17 protein-coding genes are annotated in these 17906 nt (G+C 35.9%); 1 reads left to right on the top strand and 16 read right to left on the bottom strand.

Features of this window, described 5'->3' with window-relative positions; translation table 11 throughout:
* Window positions 1–7 precede the first annotated feature (7 nt).
* Genes ABJ955_RS08500 through ABJ955_RS08480 form a run of 5 tightly spaced genes read right to left on the bottom strand, consistent with a single transcriptional unit; the run spans window position 8 to window position 5396 of the window.
* Entirely contained in the window at window positions 8–1909 is a 1902-nt protein-coding gene (locus ABJ955_RS08500; RefSeq protein ID WP_347374158.1) for a DUF3857 domain-containing protein, read from the bottom strand.
* A gap of 60 nt (window positions 1910–1969) precedes the next feature.
* A complete protein-coding gene (dtd, locus tag ABJ955_RS08495; protein WP_347374382.1) occupies window positions 1970–2422 on the bottom strand; it encodes a D-aminoacyl-tRNA deacylase in 453 nt (150 codons plus the stop codon).
* A 60-nt stretch (window positions 2423–2482) separates the two neighbouring features.
* On the bottom strand, window positions 2483–3430 hold the full coding sequence (rsgA, locus tag ABJ955_RS08490; protein WP_347374157.1) for a ribosome small subunit-dependent GTPase A: 948 nt from the start codon (window positions 3428–3430) through the stop codon (window positions 2483–2485).
* A 21-nt stretch (window positions 3431–3451) separates the two neighbouring features.
* Window positions 3452–4534 (bottom strand): bifunctional 3-deoxy-7-phosphoheptulonate synthase/chorismate mutase type II, encoded by a 1083-nt coding sequence (locus tag ABJ955_RS08485; protein ID WP_347374156.1) that lies wholly within the window; start codon window positions 4532–4534, stop codon window positions 3452–3454.
* Window positions 4521–5396: a prephenate dehydratase domain-containing protein gene (locus tag ABJ955_RS08480; RefSeq protein ID WP_347374155.1), complete on the bottom strand. Its 876-nt coding sequence runs from the start codon at window positions 5394–5396 to the stop codon at window positions 4521–4523. The genes ABJ955_RS08485 and ABJ955_RS08480 overlap by 14 nt, the downstream gene beginning before the upstream one ends.
* 244 nt (window positions 5397–5640) lie before the next feature.
* Between ABJ955_RS08480 and gldA the strand changes: the two genes are divergently transcribed.
* Complete coding sequence (gene gldA / locus ABJ955_RS08475; RefSeq protein WP_347374154.1) at window positions 5641–6540, top strand: gliding motility-associated ABC transporter ATP-binding subunit GldA; 900 nt, start codon at window positions 5641–5643, stop codon at window positions 6538–6540.
* Here the strand turns inward: gldA and ABJ955_RS08470 are convergent.
* From ABJ955_RS08470 to ABJ955_RS08420, 11 genes are all read right to left on the bottom strand, one after another.
* Entirely contained in the window at window positions 6527–7276 is a 750-nt protein-coding gene (locus ABJ955_RS08470) for a head GIN domain-containing protein (RefSeq protein ID WP_347374153.1), read from the bottom strand. The genes gldA and ABJ955_RS08470 overlap by 14 nt on opposite strands.
* A 31-nt stretch (window positions 7277–7307) precedes the next feature.
* The gene (locus ABJ955_RS08465; protein WP_347374152.1) at window positions 7308–8420 is read right to left on the bottom strand and encodes an acyloxyacyl hydrolase; all 1113 of its coding nucleotides are present in this window, start codon (window positions 8418–8420) and stop codon (window positions 7308–7310) included.
* 27 nt (window positions 8421–8447) lie between these two features.
* Window positions 8448–9200: a head GIN domain-containing protein gene (locus tag ABJ955_RS08460; RefSeq protein ID WP_347374151.1), complete on the bottom strand. Its 753-nt coding sequence runs from the start codon at window positions 9198–9200 to the stop codon at window positions 8448–8450.
* Between the two features lie 3 nt (window positions 9201–9203).
* Complete coding sequence (locus ABJ955_RS08455) at window positions 9204–10301, bottom strand: acyloxyacyl hydrolase (protein WP_347374150.1); 1098 nt, start codon at window positions 10299–10301, stop codon at window positions 9204–9206.
* Window positions 10302–10321: 20 nt separating this feature from the next.
* Window positions 10322–11278, bottom strand: coding sequence for a methylenetetrahydrofolate reductase [NAD(P)H] (metF, locus tag ABJ955_RS08450; RefSeq protein WP_347374149.1), 957 nt, complete (start codon window positions 11276–11278; stop codon window positions 10322–10324).
* Between the two features lie 119 nt (window positions 11279–11397).
* Window positions 11398–14145, bottom strand: coding sequence for a methionine synthase (gene metH, locus ABJ955_RS08445; protein ID WP_347374148.1), 2748 nt, complete (start codon window positions 14143–14145; stop codon window positions 11398–11400).
* Window positions 14142–14312, bottom strand: a complete 171-nt coding sequence (locus ABJ955_RS08440) for a four helix bundle protein (RefSeq protein WP_347374381.1) — start codon at window positions 14310–14312, stop codon at window positions 14142–14144. Before ABJ955_RS08440 ends, metH begins: the two co-directional genes overlap by 4 nt.
* A gap of 39 nt (window positions 14313–14351) precedes the next feature.
* Window positions 14352–15293 (bottom strand): pyridoxal-phosphate dependent enzyme, encoded by a 942-nt coding sequence (locus tag ABJ955_RS08435; protein WP_347374147.1) that lies wholly within the window; start codon window positions 15291–15293, stop codon window positions 14352–14354.
* The gene (locus ABJ955_RS08430) at window positions 15290–16303 is read right to left on the bottom strand and encodes a homocysteine S-methyltransferase family protein (RefSeq protein WP_347374146.1); all 1014 of its coding nucleotides are present in this window, start codon (window positions 16301–16303) and stop codon (window positions 15290–15292) included. The genes ABJ955_RS08435 and ABJ955_RS08430 overlap by 4 nt, the downstream gene beginning before the upstream one ends.
* Window positions 16304–16316: 13 nt before the next feature.
* Entirely contained in the window at window positions 16317–17483 is a 1167-nt protein-coding gene (locus ABJ955_RS08425; RefSeq protein ID WP_347374145.1) for an aminotransferase class I/II-fold pyridoxal phosphate-dependent enzyme, read from the bottom strand.
* Window positions 17480–17899, bottom strand: coding sequence for an OsmC family protein (locus ABJ955_RS08420; RefSeq protein WP_347374144.1), 420 nt, complete (start codon window positions 17897–17899; stop codon window positions 17480–17482). The genes ABJ955_RS08425 and ABJ955_RS08420 overlap by 4 nt, the downstream gene beginning before the upstream one ends.
* Between the last annotated feature and the right edge of the window lie 7 nt (window positions 17900–17906).

The raw sequence follows: 17906 nt of genomic DNA, 5'->3' as shown, positions 1-17906 counted from the left end.
TAGGTGTTTATTGGATATTTTGTTTTAACAGTATTTTTGTCTTGTCTAATCTTGCTATGGATCTTAAAAAATCACGATAATTTTCATATTCTGAAGATGGATATTCTCCTTTATTAATAAGTAATTTTCTAGTGTAAATTAATAAATTCCCTTCTGCTTTACTATAATTCATTTCATACCTCCCAAATTTCGTTTCTAGAACTGAAGCTTCTGGGAGTGTTTCAACATTAAAATTTTCAGGAATTTCAACTTCAATAATATCATCATCCACATACCCGAAACCTATATAAAGATTTTGTTTTCTATTTTCAATTCGCGGTGGAATGTATTTATTTTGATTGAAAATATTAGCGCAGAACAAAAAATCATCCCCTACAGGGTTTGCGTAATTAGGGATGGAAAGCGATAATTTTTCAGTAAACACAACATTTTCACGATCGTTGTTAAATTCAATAGCATCTATTGAAAACCCATTGATATAGCTCCATCGGTTTTTAAAATATGCGTCTATATCGTCTTGTTTTTTCTTCGGAAGTAAATATTTATCTTCATATTGAAGTCCTTTTGAAATACTTTGAAAATCTACCAACACTTTTCCGTCTGCAGCTACTTTTACCCTTGCAGTATTTGTTTGGCTACTATTTTCAGTTTCATATACCGCGGTATGGGCAATTTTTCCACCTTCAGGAGTAATAAGCAACACATCCCTATCATCCGTAAAATCACCTAAATAACCATAAGGTAAATCTTGACTGGTACATTCTAGCCAGGTTATTTTGTCTTCGTCCGGAATTGCAAGAATCATATGATTTCCTTGAAGTGAAGTAAAATCTGAAGTAATATCTCTTTCCGCAGTATCTCCGTATAAAATGGTATAATACGACGGCACCCCTACCGCATCAAGCATAGCCTTGGTGTAGTTTGTCAACGCTTTACAGTCGCCATAACTAAGCTTATCAACATCGGAAGCAAGCATTGGTTTCCACCCACCAATACCAATCTGAATACTCACATAACGAACTTTGTCTTGAAGGTATTGGTATATTTTTCGAGCTTTCCCTTCATTGGTTGTTTCATTAGCGACTAGACTTTTTGCGCGAGCCAAAGTTCCTTCAGGTAAATCACGCACGTCAGAAAGAAGGTTTTTATACATCCAACTTCCAAATTGCTCCCAATCTTTACCTGAACCTGTTTCTCCTTTTAGCTTAAAAACATCGAGTGCTATAGTAACATGTGGTAAAATAGTGCTTATAGAAGGACTGTGTTCCTCATACCGAATTGTTTTTAAATTGGTAGCTGAAAAGATAAGTTCATTTACTTCTTCAGCAATTGAAATATCATATCCTTCTATATTATGAGGTTTGTATTTTGGTTTGTTTGAAGGGTTGTATTTTAATTTTAAAACACTTTTCTGAGTGCTTTCAGCATAACCTTTCAACGGGATCCAAGAGTCTAGAAATGCAGAATCACCAGTTTCGGTTTCACTTTCGTAAACTACAATATAAGGATAAGTAGTAGGTGTGTACTTTAAATAGAGTACGCGATCATCACTATAAATATTACTTCCTGTTCGGCTTACATCAATAAATTCCTTCTTTTTAAAATGTGCTATTTCTTTACCAAAAGAATTATAAACCCAAGCTTCAGCATTTTTTACACGTGAATTTTCATCATAAAATTCATAAAGGTTAGTATCCTCATCCCCTATTTTGTTAAGAACTGCTACAACACGACGTTTTTTTATTTTCAGTTTATTAATATCGCTAACATCCATCTCCACCAATTCATCGATTAAAACACTATTAGCATACTCCATTAACTCTGCATTTACAGACGTTATATTGTATTCTTTTTGAGCATACATGCTAACCGAGCAAAACAGAAATACGAAACATAAGATGGTTTTCATAAACGCTTTTAATTAGGTGCCAATATATAAAATTTTAAAAGGTTAATAAAACGTTAAACATCATTCTCTGTTTTTTGAATCCATCCAAATGGTAACTGGCCCGTCATTAATTAAGGCTACATCCATCATAGCCCCAAAAGTTCCCGTTTTTATTTTCCGTGAGGTTTCCTTTTCTAATTGAAGTACAAATTTTTTATACAGCGGAATAGCAACTTCTGGCCTGGCTGCTTTTATAAAAGAAGGTCGGTTTCCTTTCTTTGTATTTGCATGCAGTGTAAATTGGCTTACTACTAAACAATCCCCAGCTATATCGTGTACAGAAAGATTCATTGCATTGTTTTCATCTGAAAAAATACGTAATCGCGTAATTTTTCCAGCCAACCAGTCGATGTCTTCTTGAGTATCTTCGGTTTCAATTCCCAATAAAATAAGCAAGCCTTGATTTATTTCGGAAACTATTTCTCCTTCAATCGCTACAGAAGCTTTTTTCACTCTTTGAATTAAAACACGCATTTTATATATAATTAAATCGTTAGAAAAAATATTTCTCCCCAATACCTTTCTTTTCAATTTTTATTTTTCATAAATATCTTTTCGGAAGTGTTCTTCCTCACCTTCTATAATCTGCAGGTAACTTTTATAACGTGACCAAGCTATCTCTTCATTTTCCAAAGCTTCTTTTACGGCGCAATGCGGTTCTTCGATATGCAAACAATTATTGAATTTACAATTTTCTTTTAGTTCAAAAAATTCTGGGAAATAAGCTCCCAGTTCTTCTTTATCCATTTCCACAACGCCAAAACCTTTAATTCCAGGGGTGTCTATAATTTGCCCCCCAAAAGAAAGATCGAACATTTCTGCAAAAGTTGTGGTGTGTTGCCCTTGTAAATGCTGTTCTGAAATTTTTGAAGTTTTTAAGCTTAAACCGGGCTCTAACGTATTTATTAAAGTAGATTTTCCTACCCCACTATGACCAGAAAACATGGTTACTTTATCATGCATTAACGTTTTAACCTTATCGATATTTTTTCCAGTAATTGCTGAAATCCCAATACATTCATACCCAATTTTCCGATACAGAGCTGCGAGAAACTTTATTTCCAACAATTCATCATCCGTATAGGTGTCTACTTTATTGAAAAGTAAAACAGCTTTAATATGATATGCCTCTGCAGTAACTAAAAAACGATCTATAAAAGTTGTAAACGTGGGGGGGTTGTTTAGGGTGATTAACAAAAAAGCAACGTCAATATTAGCTGCGATTATATGCGTTTGCTTTGAAAGGTTTACCGACTTTCGAATGATGTAATTATCTCTTTCATCAATATGTGAGATAACCCCCACTGTTTCATCTCCTTTTTTTTCAACTTGAAAATCTACATGATCGCCTACCGCAACTGGATTTGTACTTTTAATACCCCCAATACGGAATTTACCTTTAATACGGCAATCGTAAAAATTTCCATCTTCAGCTTTTACTGAATACCAACTTCCAGTAGATTTATAGACAAGTCCTTTCATTGCACAAAGTTGCAAAACTTTTCAATCATTAATAATTTTTTTCTGATGATTAATCGACTCTTGATGAATAGCCTTGAATATTTTTAGAATAAATTCTTCACTTAATTTATTTTCCTCCCCTTCCAATATCATTTTTCCTAAAACCTCATTCCATCTTTTTGTTTGAAGAATGGCTACATTATTTTTCTTTTTCAGAGCACCAATATCATCTGCAATCTTCATTCGTTTACCAAGAGATTCTATAAGTTGGTGGTCTAAAACATCGATTTTTGTACGCAACGTATTCAACTTATTTTTAAATTCAACCGCATCCCCTTCTTGCTTTCTGATGCGTAAATCTACCGTCATTTGGTCTAGAGTTTGTGGCGTTATTTGCTGTGCAGCGTCGCTCCAAGCATTGTCTGGATCAAAATGAGTTTCTACCATTAAGCCGTCAAAATTTAAATCTAAGGCGGTTTGGCAGAGCTCAAATATTATATCTCTCCGGCCTGCAATATGCGAAGGATCTAAAATAAGTGGTAAATCTGGAAATTTATTTTGTAAATCAATCGGTATTTGCCATTCCGGATTATTTCTATAGCGCGTCTTTTCATAGGTTGAAAAACCACGGTGAATTACCCCCAGGTTTTTAACATCAGATTCATAAAAACGTTCTACAGCACCCAACCACAATGCTAAATCTGGATTCACTGGATTTTTTATTAAAACAATTTTTTCAGTTCCTTTTAACGCATCGGCAATTTCCTGTACAATAAATGGAGAAACCGTTGTGCGTGCTCCTACCCAAAGAATATCTACATCATGTTCTAGAGCCAAAGCTACATGATTGGCATTCGCAACTTCCGTTGCAGTCATTAATCCAGTTTCTTGTTTTGCTTTTTGCAACCATTTTAACCCCAAAGCCCCTACGCCCTCAAAATTACCTGGGCGGGTTCTGGGTTTCCAAATACCCGCTCTTAAAACGGTAGCATCGGTTTCTTTTAACTGATGTGCAATTTTAAGCACTTGCGCTTCCGTTTCTGCACTGCAAGGTCCAGCAATTACTAATGGGTGGGCCAATTCCATTTTGTTTAGCCAATTCCGAAGGGTTTTATTGTTTTCCATTTATTCTTGCATTTGAAAATTGGGTTTCCACAGTTGTTTCATCGTGTTGGTATACTCCCAATATTTTTAATTCTTTCACTGTTTTCTTTAATATTTCCATCACTTCAAAAAAGAAATTATCATCGTCAAAAACCACATCTACAAAAAATGCATACTGCCAAGGTTTTCCAACTATAGGAAGCGATTGTATTTTGGTTAAGTTTATATTGAAAGTCGTTAAAAGACTAAGCACATTACCTAAACTTCCCACATTATGGTCCAATTCAAACTTTAAAGAAGCTTTATTGGCTTTTTTTACTCTCTGCTTTTCTTTTTTACCCAAAAGTACGAAGCGCGTATGGTTTTCTTTAATATCCTGAATATTACTATCTAATATTTTAAGTCCAAACTTTTCAGCCACTTGTTTCCCGGCAATTGCAGCTACCCCTAAAAGGTTTTGATCTTTAATTTTTTTTGCTTCTGAAGCAGTATCCTTCCCTTCAATTATTTTAAACTGCGGTGGAAATTTTTGAAGGTATTCGCTGCACTGTAACAAAGCTACAGGATGTGAATGTATTTCTTTTATATCGTGAATAGATTCTGTTTCCAAAGCCATAACATACATCTGAATGTTTAAGACTGTCTCGGCCAAAATTTCAAAAGCCCCCGTATCAATAAGTGAATAATTGGGCAATATGGAGCCTACAATTGTGTTTTCTATGGCAATTACACCATAATCTGCCATAGAATTATTTACTGCATTGGTAACTTTTTCAAAGGAATCGCACATTAAAAGAGTTATTTCTTCATTTGGAAAAAGCTTTTCAACCGCTTGATGGTGAAACGAACTTTCTATTCCATGCATTGCTACTTTTAAGTTCATTGTTTTAGAATTTAGATTAAAAAAAAAGTCCCGGAAATAATTTCCGGGACTTTAAATGTTTTATGTTTGGATTAACTATACAACATACCCGGTTCTATCTATAAAATAGAAATACCAAAAATTGTTGAAAGTAAAAGTTTTGTTCATTGTGTTCTAATAGATTGCTAAAGTAGTTAATTCTTAAAAACAGAAAAGACTTTTTTCATTTTTTTATTTATGTAACTTTGTTCAACTTATAAGAATTATGTCAATTAAAGTAGAAAATATAACCAAAAAGTACGGCCAACAAAAAGCGCTGGATACTATTTCATTTGCTATTGAAAAAGGTGAAATTGTTGGCTTTTTAGGCCCGAATGGTGCCGGAAAATCTACGATGATGAAGATTTTAACCACATTCATTCCTGCTTCAGATGGCGTGGCCATTGTAAACGGATTTGATGTAAACAAAGACCCTATTGCGGTTAAAAAAAGTGTAGGTTATTTACCCGAACACAATCCCCTATACCTAGACATGTATGTAAGAGAATACTTACTTTTTAATGCCGGAATTTATAAAATCCCTAAAAGTGAAGTAGATTCTGTTATCGAAAAAACAGGTTTAACAGCTGAAGCAAACAAAAAAATCGATCAACTTTCAAAAGGGTATCGCCAACGAGTGGGGCTTGCAAATGCCTTATTACACGATCCAGAAGTGTTAATTCTCGATGAGCCAACTACAGGTTTGGATCCAAACCAATTAATTGAAATTAGACAACTTATAAAAAATGTTGGGCAAGAAAAAACAGTGTTACTTTCCACCCACATTATGCAAGAAGTTGAAGCCGTTTGTGACCGCGTGATAATTATTAATAAAGGGAAAATTGTGCTTGATAAAAAACTTCAAGACTTAAAGAACAACAAACAACAGATTATTGAAGTAGAATTTGATTATCGTGTTGAAGATGTTGCACTACGACAGCTTCCAAAGATTGAAAAAGTTGAAAACACTATTGGTTTTGTATATCAACTTTATTTTGACACAGATCAGGATATGAGAGGAAAAGTATTCGATTTTGCCCACGATTCTGGTTTGAAAATACTGCAACTTCATCAAAAAAACACTACGCTCGAAAAATTATTTTCAGAATTAACTATTCAAAAATAAGTTTACCGCGATACAGCGTTTCAACCGCAACAATTGGAGGGCGGTTTTTTGAAATTACATTGCCCAAGCCCACAATTTTTCCTCTAATAGATTCTTGTGGATTCACAATCATATCTGCTGTACTTCTATTAAAAACATACAGATTCTGTACGATTAGATTTTCCGCAAACATCCTAGAATCACTAGCATAAAACCCGTAGTTAGCCTTAGTTGCCCTTCCGCTTAAATAAAACTTAGACAGTCCATTAGCAACTACACTTAAATTTTCTGTTTCTACATTTAGTATAAAATCTCCGTCGGTATGGTATCCATCTTCAGTATTTTGGTCATCAGATAAAAGTAATAAAGATGGGTACCGCAGCACGCCAATACTTTCAATTGGCAAGCCGGTACTGCTTCGAATTTCTGTAATATTTGGGGAAGTAACATACACTTTTGTGAGCCCATAATCACGTGTTAAATTGCAAGAATTATTATTATGGATCTCTAGTTTTCCATCAACAACATAAACTTCAACATCATTCATTAGGTGTTCTCCTGTTTCAACCACCACTTTTTGTGTATCCCCTTGTTGAATAAACAATTTGGTACGTTCCCAAACCAGAATTTTTGTAAACGGTTGTACTGTTATTTCCGTTTGAACAATATTACCTGCTTCTTGAAAACAATCCCAACTTTTATCTGAACTGCATCCTACAAATAGAAATATTAGCACTATGTAAACTATTTTTTTCATATTTATTATTTCTGAAAAAACTCAGGTGTTTTTACAATCTAAAACCTATCCCGTATTCAATAGCTTCAGCTTTTGCCCAATGCGAATGCACGGAAACTGTAGCGAAAATTTTATCGTTAAAAAAGTAACGTTTTAAACCCAAGCGACTGTATATTCTATTTTCAAATTCATACGGCCAATACACGTAATATCCCAATTGGGTTACAAAAGCAATTTTATTAAACCGCAGCTCATGTCCTACAAAAACAGCTATGCGCTTGTAGTCTTCCTCGCCCGTAAGACTATCTTCTGGATACGCAATGGAACGATATTTAATTAATTCCTTTAAAAAAGTTGAAAAGAAAACATCTACACCAGCTGTAATCGTGCTTTTATAGCTTAAGCGTTTAGCTACATAGGCTGAAAATTCATAAAAAGGCTCTTGCCCTAGGCCAATCACATCACTTTCATTCAAACCTGCTCTAAACTCAAAATTGTATTTAATTCGTTCTGAATAGTTTTTTTTAAGTGAATCTGTTGTTTTAGGAATGTATTCTGGAAACTCTTTATAATCTAATTGATAACTAAGCCCCGCATTTAGTGCAAAAGTATTTGTACTATTATTTGGTGCTTTAAGATTGCCATTACTATAATGAAACAGGGTAATTCCAGCATGAAAACCTAATCCTTTCCATATATTTTCACGAACAAAATTTCCTTTTAAATAGGTCGTACTTAAAAACTGTGTTCCATATGCATTGTTTATAAAATTAGTTTCTGCATCATAAGGCTTCTCAGCATATGCAACTCCTGTTCCTACAGAAACCTTTAAATTTCTATTTAAAAAATACCAGCTTAAATGGCTATAAACGCCTGTTAGATTTCCTAAATATTCATTGTGCATATTCTGATAGGCAACCGAAAACCCCCAATCTGGATAATTATATAAACGCTCCCATTCATTAAAACCATAGGTTTTTATATTATAGGAAAGGATCATTCCAGTGGGATGGCCCGTAATTAAATGCTGAATATCTGGATTGTGTTCTATAATGCTTCCGTAGAAAAAATCAGCCTCTAGGGAAACAGGTTTTAATTCTTTTTCCTGTGCATAAAGTGAAAAACTTAAAAGAAAAAGTAAAAAGACGAATAAAAGATGTTTCATATTTTTTTCAATGCAGGTAAAGATAAATTAATCTTTAAATAATAACCGCCCTGTGAAAATTTCTTTTACATCCACTATTGGCGGGAGGTTATAGCTTAAAATATCGCCCGTGCCCGTAATTTTTCCTACAATACTCTGTCTTGGATTTACTAGCATTTTGTTTGCACTTCTTTGAGAAACAGTGAGTTCTTCCACCATTAAATCTTTTCCTTCAAAACGCGGCATTTCATCAGCAAAATTCAAGTTTGCTTTTTCCGTTTTTCCACTAATATAAAAAACACTTTGCCCATTGGCTTGAACAACAAATTCTTCACAATTAATACTTAAATAAAAGTCGCCGCTTTTTCTAAATGTTTCCGGGCCGGTCGAAGTATTACTAATTAATCTAAGCTTAGGAAAAGTGAGCATTCCTTCTCCAATAACATCATATGCAGCGCTATTTCTAATTTCAGTAATATTTGGCGTAGTGACATATAGCTTGGTTATCCCGTAATCTCTCACCAAATTACAATCGTTTTGATCCTTGGCCACTAGTGTATCGTCTTCTACATATACGGAAATATCGCTTAAAAGGTTTTCGCCAGTTTCTAGTACTACTTCCTGAATATCGCCTTGTTTTAAATACAACGTAATATCGTTTTCTATTCTAATTTTTGAAAAATCTAAAACTTCATATTCCTTTGAAACAGAATTTCCAGCTGATTGTAAGCAATCCCAAGCATTTTCAGAATTACAGGAAACCAATAGAAACATAACCGCTAAAAATGATAGTTTTTTCATAATTTATAATCTAACACCCACGCCAAATTCAACACCTTCTACTTTCGCGCCATGTGACTTTAAAGTTACCGCACTAAAAATTTTATTGGTTAGATAATACTTCAAACCAGCTCTAAAATAAATTCTTCCTTCAAAATCATATGGGTAATAAACATAATACCCAACTTGTGAAACCACAGCCAAATCACTTATACGCAATTCATGACCTGCAAAAACCCCAACACGCTTATAATCTTCATCTCCTTTTACTCCAAATGATGGAAACGCAATGGAAAGGTATTCTGTCTCTTTTTTTAGAAACGGCAAGTAGAAAAAATCTGTCCCTATTTGAAGTGTATTTTTATAGCTTAAGCGTTTATCTACAAATGCAGAAACCACAAAAAATGGGTGCTGCCCCAAGTTTAAATAATCGCTTTCATTGAGCCCGCCGCGAAATACAAAATTGTATTTTATAGGCTCTGAAAAATTTTCAGCACTAGCATCAGAGATATAGTTTTTTGCAACTTCGTCTTCAAAAGAATATTGAACCCCCAAATTTACAGTGAATGTATTTGTACTAGAATTAGGCGCGGTAAAATTTCCATTCGAATAATGCATTAAAGTGATCCCAGCCTGAACTCCAAAATTTTTAAAAATATTTTGTTTGTTATAGTTCAGCATTAAATATGTAGAGCTCAATATGTGGCTCCCATACGCATTGTTTTTGAAGTTTGTATCTATATCAAACGGATTGGTATTATACGTAAGTCCCTGTGCAACCCTAAGAAAAAGATTTCTTCGGAAGAAATAAAAATTAAAATGCCCATAAAGCCCATAGTTTTCCCCCAAAATTTCGTAATGCGGATTATGATATAAAAAAGAAAAACCCCAATCTGGGTAATTATATTCCTGCTGCCAAAGCTGCGATCCGAATGTTTTTTTGTTGAAACCTATTATATAACCGTCTGGATGATTTTTTATTAAATGTGAAATATCCTTATTGTGTCTTAGAATAGTTCCATAAAAATAATTGGCATCTACAAAGAAATCGTTATTGTTTTTTTCCTGCGAAAAAACAAAACATGTTACAAAAAAGAGTACTAAAAAGATTCTTTGGGACATTACCACAAAATAAAGCAATCTTAAAATACCTGCGAAGCTATTTCTTTAATATTGTTGCTTTTTCCCATAGAATAATAATGCAAAAAGGGAACGCCAGCTTTCACTAACTCTTTACTTTGCATAATACACCAATCAATACCTAGCTGCCGGACCTCTTTATTATCCTTGGCTTTCATCACTTCTTTCACCAATGCATCAGGCAAATCTACTTTAAATCTGTGGGGAATTAGATTTAAATGAGTTTTTACCGCTATAGGTTTTAAGCCGGGAATAATAGGCACGCTAATCCCTGCTTGTCTACATTTTTCTACAAATTTGAAATACTTCTCATTGTCAAAAAACATTTGAGTAACAATATATTCCGCTCCATTTTCAATTTTCCGTTTTAGATATTGAATATCACTTTCACTACTCGGAGCTTCCATATGTTTCTCAGGATACCCTGCCACTCCCACACAAAAATCTGTTGGACTTGTATTTTGAAGCGCATCGTCCAAATAAACCCCTTTGTTTAGATCATTTAATTGCGAAACCAAATCGCATGCATACTTATGACCGTTTTTTTCTGGCGTAAAATAGGTCTCGCTTTTCACCGCATCGCCACGTAAGGCCATTACATTGTCAATACCTAAAAACTGAAGGTCTATTAAAAAATTTTCTGTTTCTTCTTTTGTAAAACCACCACAGAGTATATGCGGCACGGCATCTACTTGATACTTATTTTGAATTGCCGCACAAATACCCACAGTCCCTGGGCGTTTGCGAACAATCTTTTTTTCAATCAAACCATCCTTTACTTCTTTAAAAATATACTCTTCACGATGATACGTAACATTTATATATGGGGGTTTAAACTCCATCAATGGATCAATATTATTGAAAATAGAATGAATATTTTCCCCTTTTAAAGGTGGTAAAATTTCAAATGAAAACTGAGATTTTCCGTTTCCGTTTTGTATGTGCGCTGTTACTTTCATATACCATTCTAGCCCTCTAGCTCCCAAAGGGAGAACTCAGGGGCGATTAAACATTTCGATTTAAGATTATTTTTCATTTTTCAAGCTTTTAAAAATAATTGCAGCCCCCTTTGGTGGGTTTAGGGGGCCAAATTTGTTTTAAGCCAGTTTGTAGCTTCGTCTATATTTATTTTTTTCCGCTTTGCAAAATCTGCTACTTGATCTTCTTTAATTTTTCCAACTCCAAAATAACGCGCCTCAGGATTCGCAAAATAATACCCCGAAACAGATGCTGCAGGCCACATAGCTAAACTTTCCGTAAGGGTAACATCTATGTTTTCTTTAACTTTTAAAATTTCCCAAATAGTTTTTTTCTCCAAATGATCAGGGCAGGCTGGATAGCCTGGTGCGGGACGAATTCCTTTGTATTTTTCTGAAATTAAATCTTCATTTGTAAGGTTTTCTTCCGAAGCGTAGCCCCAATACTTTATGCGTATCTCCTTGTGAAGGTATTCCGCAAAAGCTTCTGCCAGACGATCTGCCAAGGCTTTTACCATAATTGCATTGTAATCATCGAGTTCCGCAATAAATTTGGCTGCCAATTCCGCCGTTCCAAAACCCGTGCTCACACAAAAACAACCTATATAATCCTTAATACCACTTTCTTTTGGTGCAATAAAATCTGCTAAAGCTATATTGGGCTTTCCAGCCGCTTTTTTAGATTGCTGACGAAGAGTTCTAAAAACGGGATTGGGAATTTGGGATTGGGGATTGGGGTCTTCGACAAGCTCAGGCTGAGAAATTTTTAAAGAAATATCATCGTCATTAACAGTAGTTGCTTCAAATAATCCAAAAACGGCTCTCGCTTCAAGCAATTTTTCTGAAATAATTTTTTGAAGCATCTTTTTTGCATCCTCAAATAATTCCGAAGCTTGCTCACCCACAACTTTATCAGTTAAAATTTCTGGATATTTTCCGTGTAACTCCCAACTTCTAAAAAAGGGCGTCCAATCTATATAAGGCTCTAAAAGTTTTAAGTTGAAGTTGTTAAGCACATGAACCCCCAACTGCTTGGGTTTTATAATTTCTGAAGCACTCCAATCTATTTTGTATTTATTCTTTCTAGCCTCAGAAAGAGGCAAGTACGTTTTTACTTTCTGACGTTTTAAAAAATTATTTCTGAACACATCGTACTCCTTTTTTAAAGTGTCTTTATACACGTCTGAAGTTTCCTTTTTTAGCAAATTACCCACCACTGTCACCGCGCGCGAAGCATCATTAATATGCACCACAGCACAGTGATATTCTGGGTCTATTTTTACAGCCGTATGTGCTTTACTGGTAGTTGCGCCACCAATCAACAAGGGAACCGTAAAGTTTTGTCGTTGCATTTCCTTGGCTAAAAACACCATTTCGTCTAAGGATGGTGTTATTAAACCACTTAAACCAATAGCATCTACATTTTCTTCCTTGGCTGTTGCAATAATTTTCTCTGGGGGAACCATAACACCCAAGTCTATTATCTCGTAATTATTACAAGCCAATACAACGCCAACTATATTTTTACCTATATCGTGTACGTCACCTTTTACAGTTGCCATCAATATTTTTCCAGCGTTTTTGGAATCGCCAACTTGTGGATTTTTTAGTTTCTCTTCTTCAATATACGGTAATAGATAGGCCACAGCTTTTTTCATTACCCTTGCAGACTTCACTACTTGCGGTAAAAACATTTTCCCGCTTCCAAAAAGGTCTCCTACTACGTTCATACCAATCATTAAATGACCTTCAATAACTTCTATTGGCTTTGACGTGCTTTGTCGTGCTTCTTCAATATCTTCAAGAATGTATTCGTCAATCCCTTTTACTAAAGCTCTAGTGATACGGCTTTGTAAAGACTCTTCTCTCCACGAAAGATCAATTTTGCTTTCTTTGGTTTTTCCAATAACGGTTTCGGCAAAATCTAGCAAACGTTCTGTAGCATCTTCACGACGGTCGAACATTACGTCTTCTACATGCGCTAAAAGGTCCCTTGGAATATCGTCGTAAATCTCCAACATAGATGGGTTTACAATACCTATATTCATCCCCGCTTTAATAGCATGGTATAAAAAAACGGAATGCATGGCTTCCCGAACAGGGTTATTGCCTCGAAAACTAAACGACACATTGCTCACCCCACCGCTTACACTTACATATGGCAGATTTTCCCGAACCCAACGTGTGGCTTCAATAAAGTCTATTGCGTTTTTTCGGTGCTCATCCATCCCTGTTGCCACCGGAAAAATATTTAAATCGAAAATAATATCTTCGGGAGCAAACTTTACTTGATTCACTAAGATGTTATACGATCGCTCCGCAATTTCTATTCTTCGCTCGTAGTTATCTGCCTGTCCTACTTCGTCAAAAGCCATTACTATCACTGCAGCACCATAGCGTTTAATCAATCTTGCATGCTTTATAAATTCTGCTTCACCTTCTTTTAAACTAATGGAATTTACTACACACTTGCCTTGCACCACGCGTAGCCCTGCTTCAATAATATCCCACTTACTACTATCAATCATAATAGGCACTCGCGAGATATCTGGCTCGGCAATAACGAGGTTTAAAAAATTTACCATCGCTTCCTTACCATCAATCAAGCCATCGTCCATGTTGATATCGATGATTTGGGCTCCGTTTTCCACTTGTTCGCGAGCTACCGAAAGTGCTTCCTCGTAATTCTGCTCTTTTATAAGCCTGAGAAACTTCTTTGAACCTGCCACATTGGTGCGTTCTCCGACATTTATAAAATTGCTTTCGGGAGTAATTACAAGAGGTTCAAGACCACTTAACGTCAAATACCTAGGTTGACAGTTGCTAGTTGCTGGTTGCTGAGCTTTCATAATAATTTTTTGTAGTAATTTATAAATCCGTTCAACAGTTTTTTACAGCTATCTATTTGGTTAATTATTTCATTTAATTGTTCTTCGATTATATAGTTTTGATCATAAACAAGAGTCAATTGCGTTTCTAGTTCATAAAGCGAACCCTCGAGAAAACTTCCAAACATCCAAATCTCTATATTCCATTTCTCTATTAATTCTAGCAACTAAAAAGGTAAATTCTTTAAATCAACATTTCCGCCAGAAATAATAATTCCTATTTTTTTGTTTTTAAACAGTTCTTTGTTTTTTAGCAAAGCCGCTAAAGCAACAGCACTACTGGGCTCTATAATTATTTTCATCCGCTCCCAAACAAGTTTCATAGCTGCAACAATTTCGGTTTCTTCTACCCTTATTATCTCCTGAACTAAATCTTTTATGATGGGGAAATTTATATCGCCTAGAAAGGTTTTTAATCCGTCGGCTATAGTGTTTGTGGTTTGGTTTCGCTCAATCTTTCCTGAATGTAAGCTTCGGTAGGCGTCATCTACTTCAAAAGGCTCTGCGCCTATGGTGTTACAGTTTTTACCGAAATATTTTACCGCAAGTGCTGTTCCGGCTACTAACCCACCCCCGCCTACTGGTGTGAAAATAAAATCTAAATCGGGTTGCGATTCTAGCAACTCTGCGGCCGAACTGGCATTGCCGAGAATTACATTTTTATCGTTTGAGGGGTGTATAAATGTTGCTGCGGTCTGCTTTCTAATTTTTTCCGCTTGTTGCTCGCGCGCTAGAGGCGTAGACTCAGATTCGGTAATTATTCCGCCATAGCCTTTTACAGCTTCTTTTTTTACCTGAGGTGCATTTTCTGGCATGACGATATAGGCTTTTACACCCAGGTTTTGTGCTGCCAGCGATAAAGCTTGCGCGAAATTACCCGAAGAATGGGTGACAACGCCCGCTGCTTTTTGCGCTTCTGTAAGCTGTAGGATAGCGTTTGTTGCGCCTCGCATTTTAAAAGCCCCCATCTTCTGAAAGTTTTCACATTTAAAAAATACTTGGGCGCCAGAAAGTTTATTTATATAGGAAGATTGTAAAACCGTCGTATTGTGAACATATGGTTTTACGCGCTTACAGGCTGCCTCTACTTCTTGTTTTTCAGGAATCATACTTCAGCGTTTTTAGAGTTGAAAACTGCGCGTGGTTTGTAGTTTAATGCTACAGTTGCAATAGCTTGTATGTGCTCGGGAGTGGTGCCACAGCAACCACCAATAATATTCACTAGATTTTTTTCTAGATATTCTTCTATTTGCAAAGCCATTTGAGCAGGGCTTTCATCGTATTCGCCAAATGCGTTTGGTAAGCCTGCATTAGGATGCGCACTTACAGCTAAGTTGGTGCGGTTAGCAATGACTTCAAGGTGAGGTAAAAGTTGTTTGGCGCCTAAAGCACAGTTAAAACCTACACTTAAAAGCGGAATATGTGATATGGAAATTAAAAAGGCTTCGGCGGTTTGCCCAGAAAGCGTCCTTCCAGAAGCATCTGTTATGGTTCCGCTTATCATAATGGGGATGTCTATATTGCGTTCTTCCTTTATTTGGTCTATCGCAAAAAGTGCGGCTTTGGCATTTAAAGTATCAAAAATGGTTTCTACTAAAAGTATATCTACACCGCCATCAATCAGGGCTTCGCATTGCTGTTTGTAGGCAATTCGCAACTCTTCAAAAGACACAGCGCGAAATCCTGGATTGTTTACGTCTGGACTCATGCTTGCCGTTTTGTTTGTTGGGCCTATGGCTCCAGCTACAAAACGCGGTTTGTCGGGTTCATTTTTTGTAAACTCAGCTGCTACACGCTTTGCGATTTTTGCCGACTCATAGTTTAATTCATACACCAAATCCTGCATGTCGTAATCTGCCATGGCAATGGTGGTCCCCGAAAACGTGTTTGTTTCTACTATGTCTGCACCTGCCGCAAAATACTTAGCGTGAATTTCGGCTATGGCTTGCGGTTGTGTTAGCGAAATTAAATCGAAATTCCCCTTCACCGATTTATGAAAATCCTTAAAACGCGCTCCACGAAAATCTTCTTCAGTAAAATTATAGCGTTGTAGCATCGTCCCCATAGCACCATCGAGAATCAATATTCGGTTTTGTAACGCTTCTTGTATTTTATTCATTTCTTGGTTTCAATTAAAGTGCTGCAAAAGCATTTTTTAAATCGTTTTTTATGTCTTTTACATGTTCCAACCCAATAGAAATACGAACCAAACCGTCTGTAATTCCTACTTCAAGCCTGTCTTCTTTCGTTAATTTACTATGTGTAGTTGATGCAGGATGGGTTACAATTGTTCGTGAATCGCCTAAATTTGCTGAAAGCGAACACATTTTTAAAGAATCTAAGAATGTTCGGCCAGCATGAAGCCCTCCTTTTATTTGAAATGCAATTACATTTCCACCCATTTTCATTTGCTTTTTTGCAATTTCATAGTGTGGATAGGATGGAAGAAAAGGATATTTCACATCAGTAACCATTTCATTTTTTTCTAAAAACTGCGCTATTTTCAATGCGTTTTTACAGTGTTTTTTCACTCTTACCGAAAGTGTTTCCAAACTTTTTGAAAGTATCCAAGCATTAAATGGGGATAGTGCCGGTCCTGTATTTCTGGCAAACAAATATATTTCACGAATCAACTCTTTTTTTCCCACGGTTACACCTCCTAAAACCCTACCCTGACCGTCAATCAATTTTGTGGCGGAATGGATCACTAAATCCGCCCCAAATTTTATTGGATTCTGCAAATAGGGCGTTGCAAAGCAGTTATCCACCACCAATAACAAATTATGTTTCTTGGCAATTGCGCCTAACTTTTCAAGATCTAAAATAGCCACCGCAGGATTTGTGGGCGTTTCAGCGTAAAGAATTTTTGTTTTTGAAGTAATAATAGATTCAATAGTATCTAGCTCATCTATTTTGAAATAACTTGTAGTAATATTCCATTTTGGAAGAAACTTAGTAAATAAAGTATGTGTAGAGCCAAAAACACTTCGGCAGGAAACAATATGATCGCCACTATTTAGTAATGCTGCAAAAGTGGAAAACACCGCAGCCATGCCAGTGGCAAAAGCATATCCCGCTTCAGCACCTTCTAAGGCACACATTTTTTCTACAAACTCAGAAGTATTCGGGTTTGTAAAACGACTGTAGATATTGGTTTCCTTTTCTTCAGCAAAAGAAGCGCGCATATCTTCCGCATCATCAAACACAAAGCTTGAGGTTAGAAAAAGTGGGACGGAATGCTCCTTAAATTGACTGCGTTCATTCTGAATGCGAATTGCTGCTGTTTCGAGTTTTTTCATAATTCCTTTCCATTTAAGATAACGCTGTAGGTTATTTTCACAGAAGCTTCCAATGTTATTGAAACCGAACAGTATTTTTCAAAACTTAAAGCTGCAGCGCGAATGGCTTTTGCTTCATCTATTTTTCCTTCCAAATAAAGCGTTACGTGAATGGTTTCAAAAGGCTTGGCGTCTCGCACCTCTTTTCTAGCACCTTCCACTTCCATTTTATATGAAGTAATTTCTTGACGCTGTTTCTGCAAAATTAAAATTACATCGATCGCACTACAACCACCAACTCCCATTAGCAAAAGTTCCATCGGGCTTGCGCCTTTTGAAGCTTCGTCGGTTTTATTATCTATAAAAACTGGAACTCCCGAAGTGCCTTTCGCTTCAAATAAATACTTGTCGTTAATTCTGTTTAGTGTAACTTTCATTATGTAT

This window comes from Aequorivita sp. Q41, assembly GCF_039831855.1.
In the GTDB taxonomy this organism is placed as follows: Bacteria; Bacteroidota; Bacteroidia; order Flavobacteriales; family Flavobacteriaceae; genus Aequorivita.
Note: the sequence above shows the minus strand (reverse complement) of the source record. Positions and strands in the feature narration are given on the sequence as shown.

Excerpts from the sequence above, each read along its gene's own strand:
- ABJ955_RS08500 (WP_347374158.1), bottom strand. The coding sequence starts at position 1,909 with ATGAAAACCATCTTATGTTTCGTATTTCTGTTTTGCTCGGTTAGCATG.
- dtd (WP_347374382.1), bottom strand. The coding sequence starts at position 2,422 with ATGCGTGTTTTAATTCAAAGAGTGAAAAAAGCTTCTGTAGCGATTGAA.
- rsgA (WP_347374157.1), bottom strand. The coding sequence starts at position 3,430 with ATGAAAGGACTTGTCTATAAATCTACTGGAAGTTGGTATTCAGTAAAA.
- ABJ955_RS08485 (WP_347374156.1), bottom strand. The coding sequence starts at position 4,534 with ATGGAAAACAATAAAACCCTTCGGAATTGGCTAAACAAAATGGAATTG.
- ABJ955_RS08480 (WP_347374155.1), bottom strand. The coding sequence starts at position 5,396 with ATGAACTTAAAAGTAGCAATGCATGGAATAGAAAGTTCGTTTCACCAT.
- gldA (WP_347374154.1), top strand. The coding sequence starts at position 5,641 with ATGTCAATTAAAGTAGAAAATATAACCAAAAAGTACGGCCAACAAAAA.
- ABJ955_RS08470 (WP_347374153.1), bottom strand. The coding sequence starts at position 7,276 with ATGAAAAAAATAGTTTACATAGTGCTAATATTTCTATTTGTAGGATGC.
- ABJ955_RS08465 (WP_347374152.1), bottom strand. The coding sequence starts at position 8,420 with ATGAAACATCTTTTATTCGTCTTTTTACTTTTTCTTTTAAGTTTTTCA.
- ABJ955_RS08460 (WP_347374151.1), bottom strand. The coding sequence starts at position 9,200 with ATGAAAAAACTATCATTTTTAGCGGTTATGTTTCTATTGGTTTCCTGT.
- ABJ955_RS08455 (WP_347374150.1), bottom strand. The coding sequence starts at position 10,301 with ATGTCCCAAAGAATCTTTTTAGTACTCTTTTTTGTAACATGTTTTGTT.
- metF (WP_347374149.1), bottom strand. The coding sequence starts at position 11,278 with ATGAAAGTAACAGCGCACATACAAAACGGAAACGGAAAATCTCAGTTT.
- metH (WP_347374148.1), bottom strand. The coding sequence starts at position 14,145 with ATGAAAGCTCAGCAACCAGCAACTAGCAACTGTCAACCTAGGTATTTG.
- ABJ955_RS08440 (WP_347374381.1), bottom strand. The coding sequence starts at position 14,312 with ATGTTTGGAAGTTTTCTCGAGGGTTCGCTTTATGAACTAGAAACGCAA.
- ABJ955_RS08435 (WP_347374147.1), bottom strand. The coding sequence starts at position 15,293 with ATGATTCCTGAAAAACAAGAAGTAGAGGCAGCCTGTAAGCGCGTAAAA.
- ABJ955_RS08430 (WP_347374146.1), bottom strand. The coding sequence starts at position 16,303 with ATGAATAAAATACAAGAAGCGTTACAAAACCGAATATTGATTCTCGAT.
- ABJ955_RS08425 (WP_347374145.1), bottom strand. The coding sequence starts at position 17,483 with ATGAAAAAACTCGAAACAGCAGCAATTCGCATTCAGAATGAACGCAGT.
- ABJ955_RS08420 (WP_347374144.1), bottom strand. The coding sequence starts at position 17,899 with ATGAAAGTTACACTAAACAGAATTAACGACAAGTATTTATTTGAAGCG.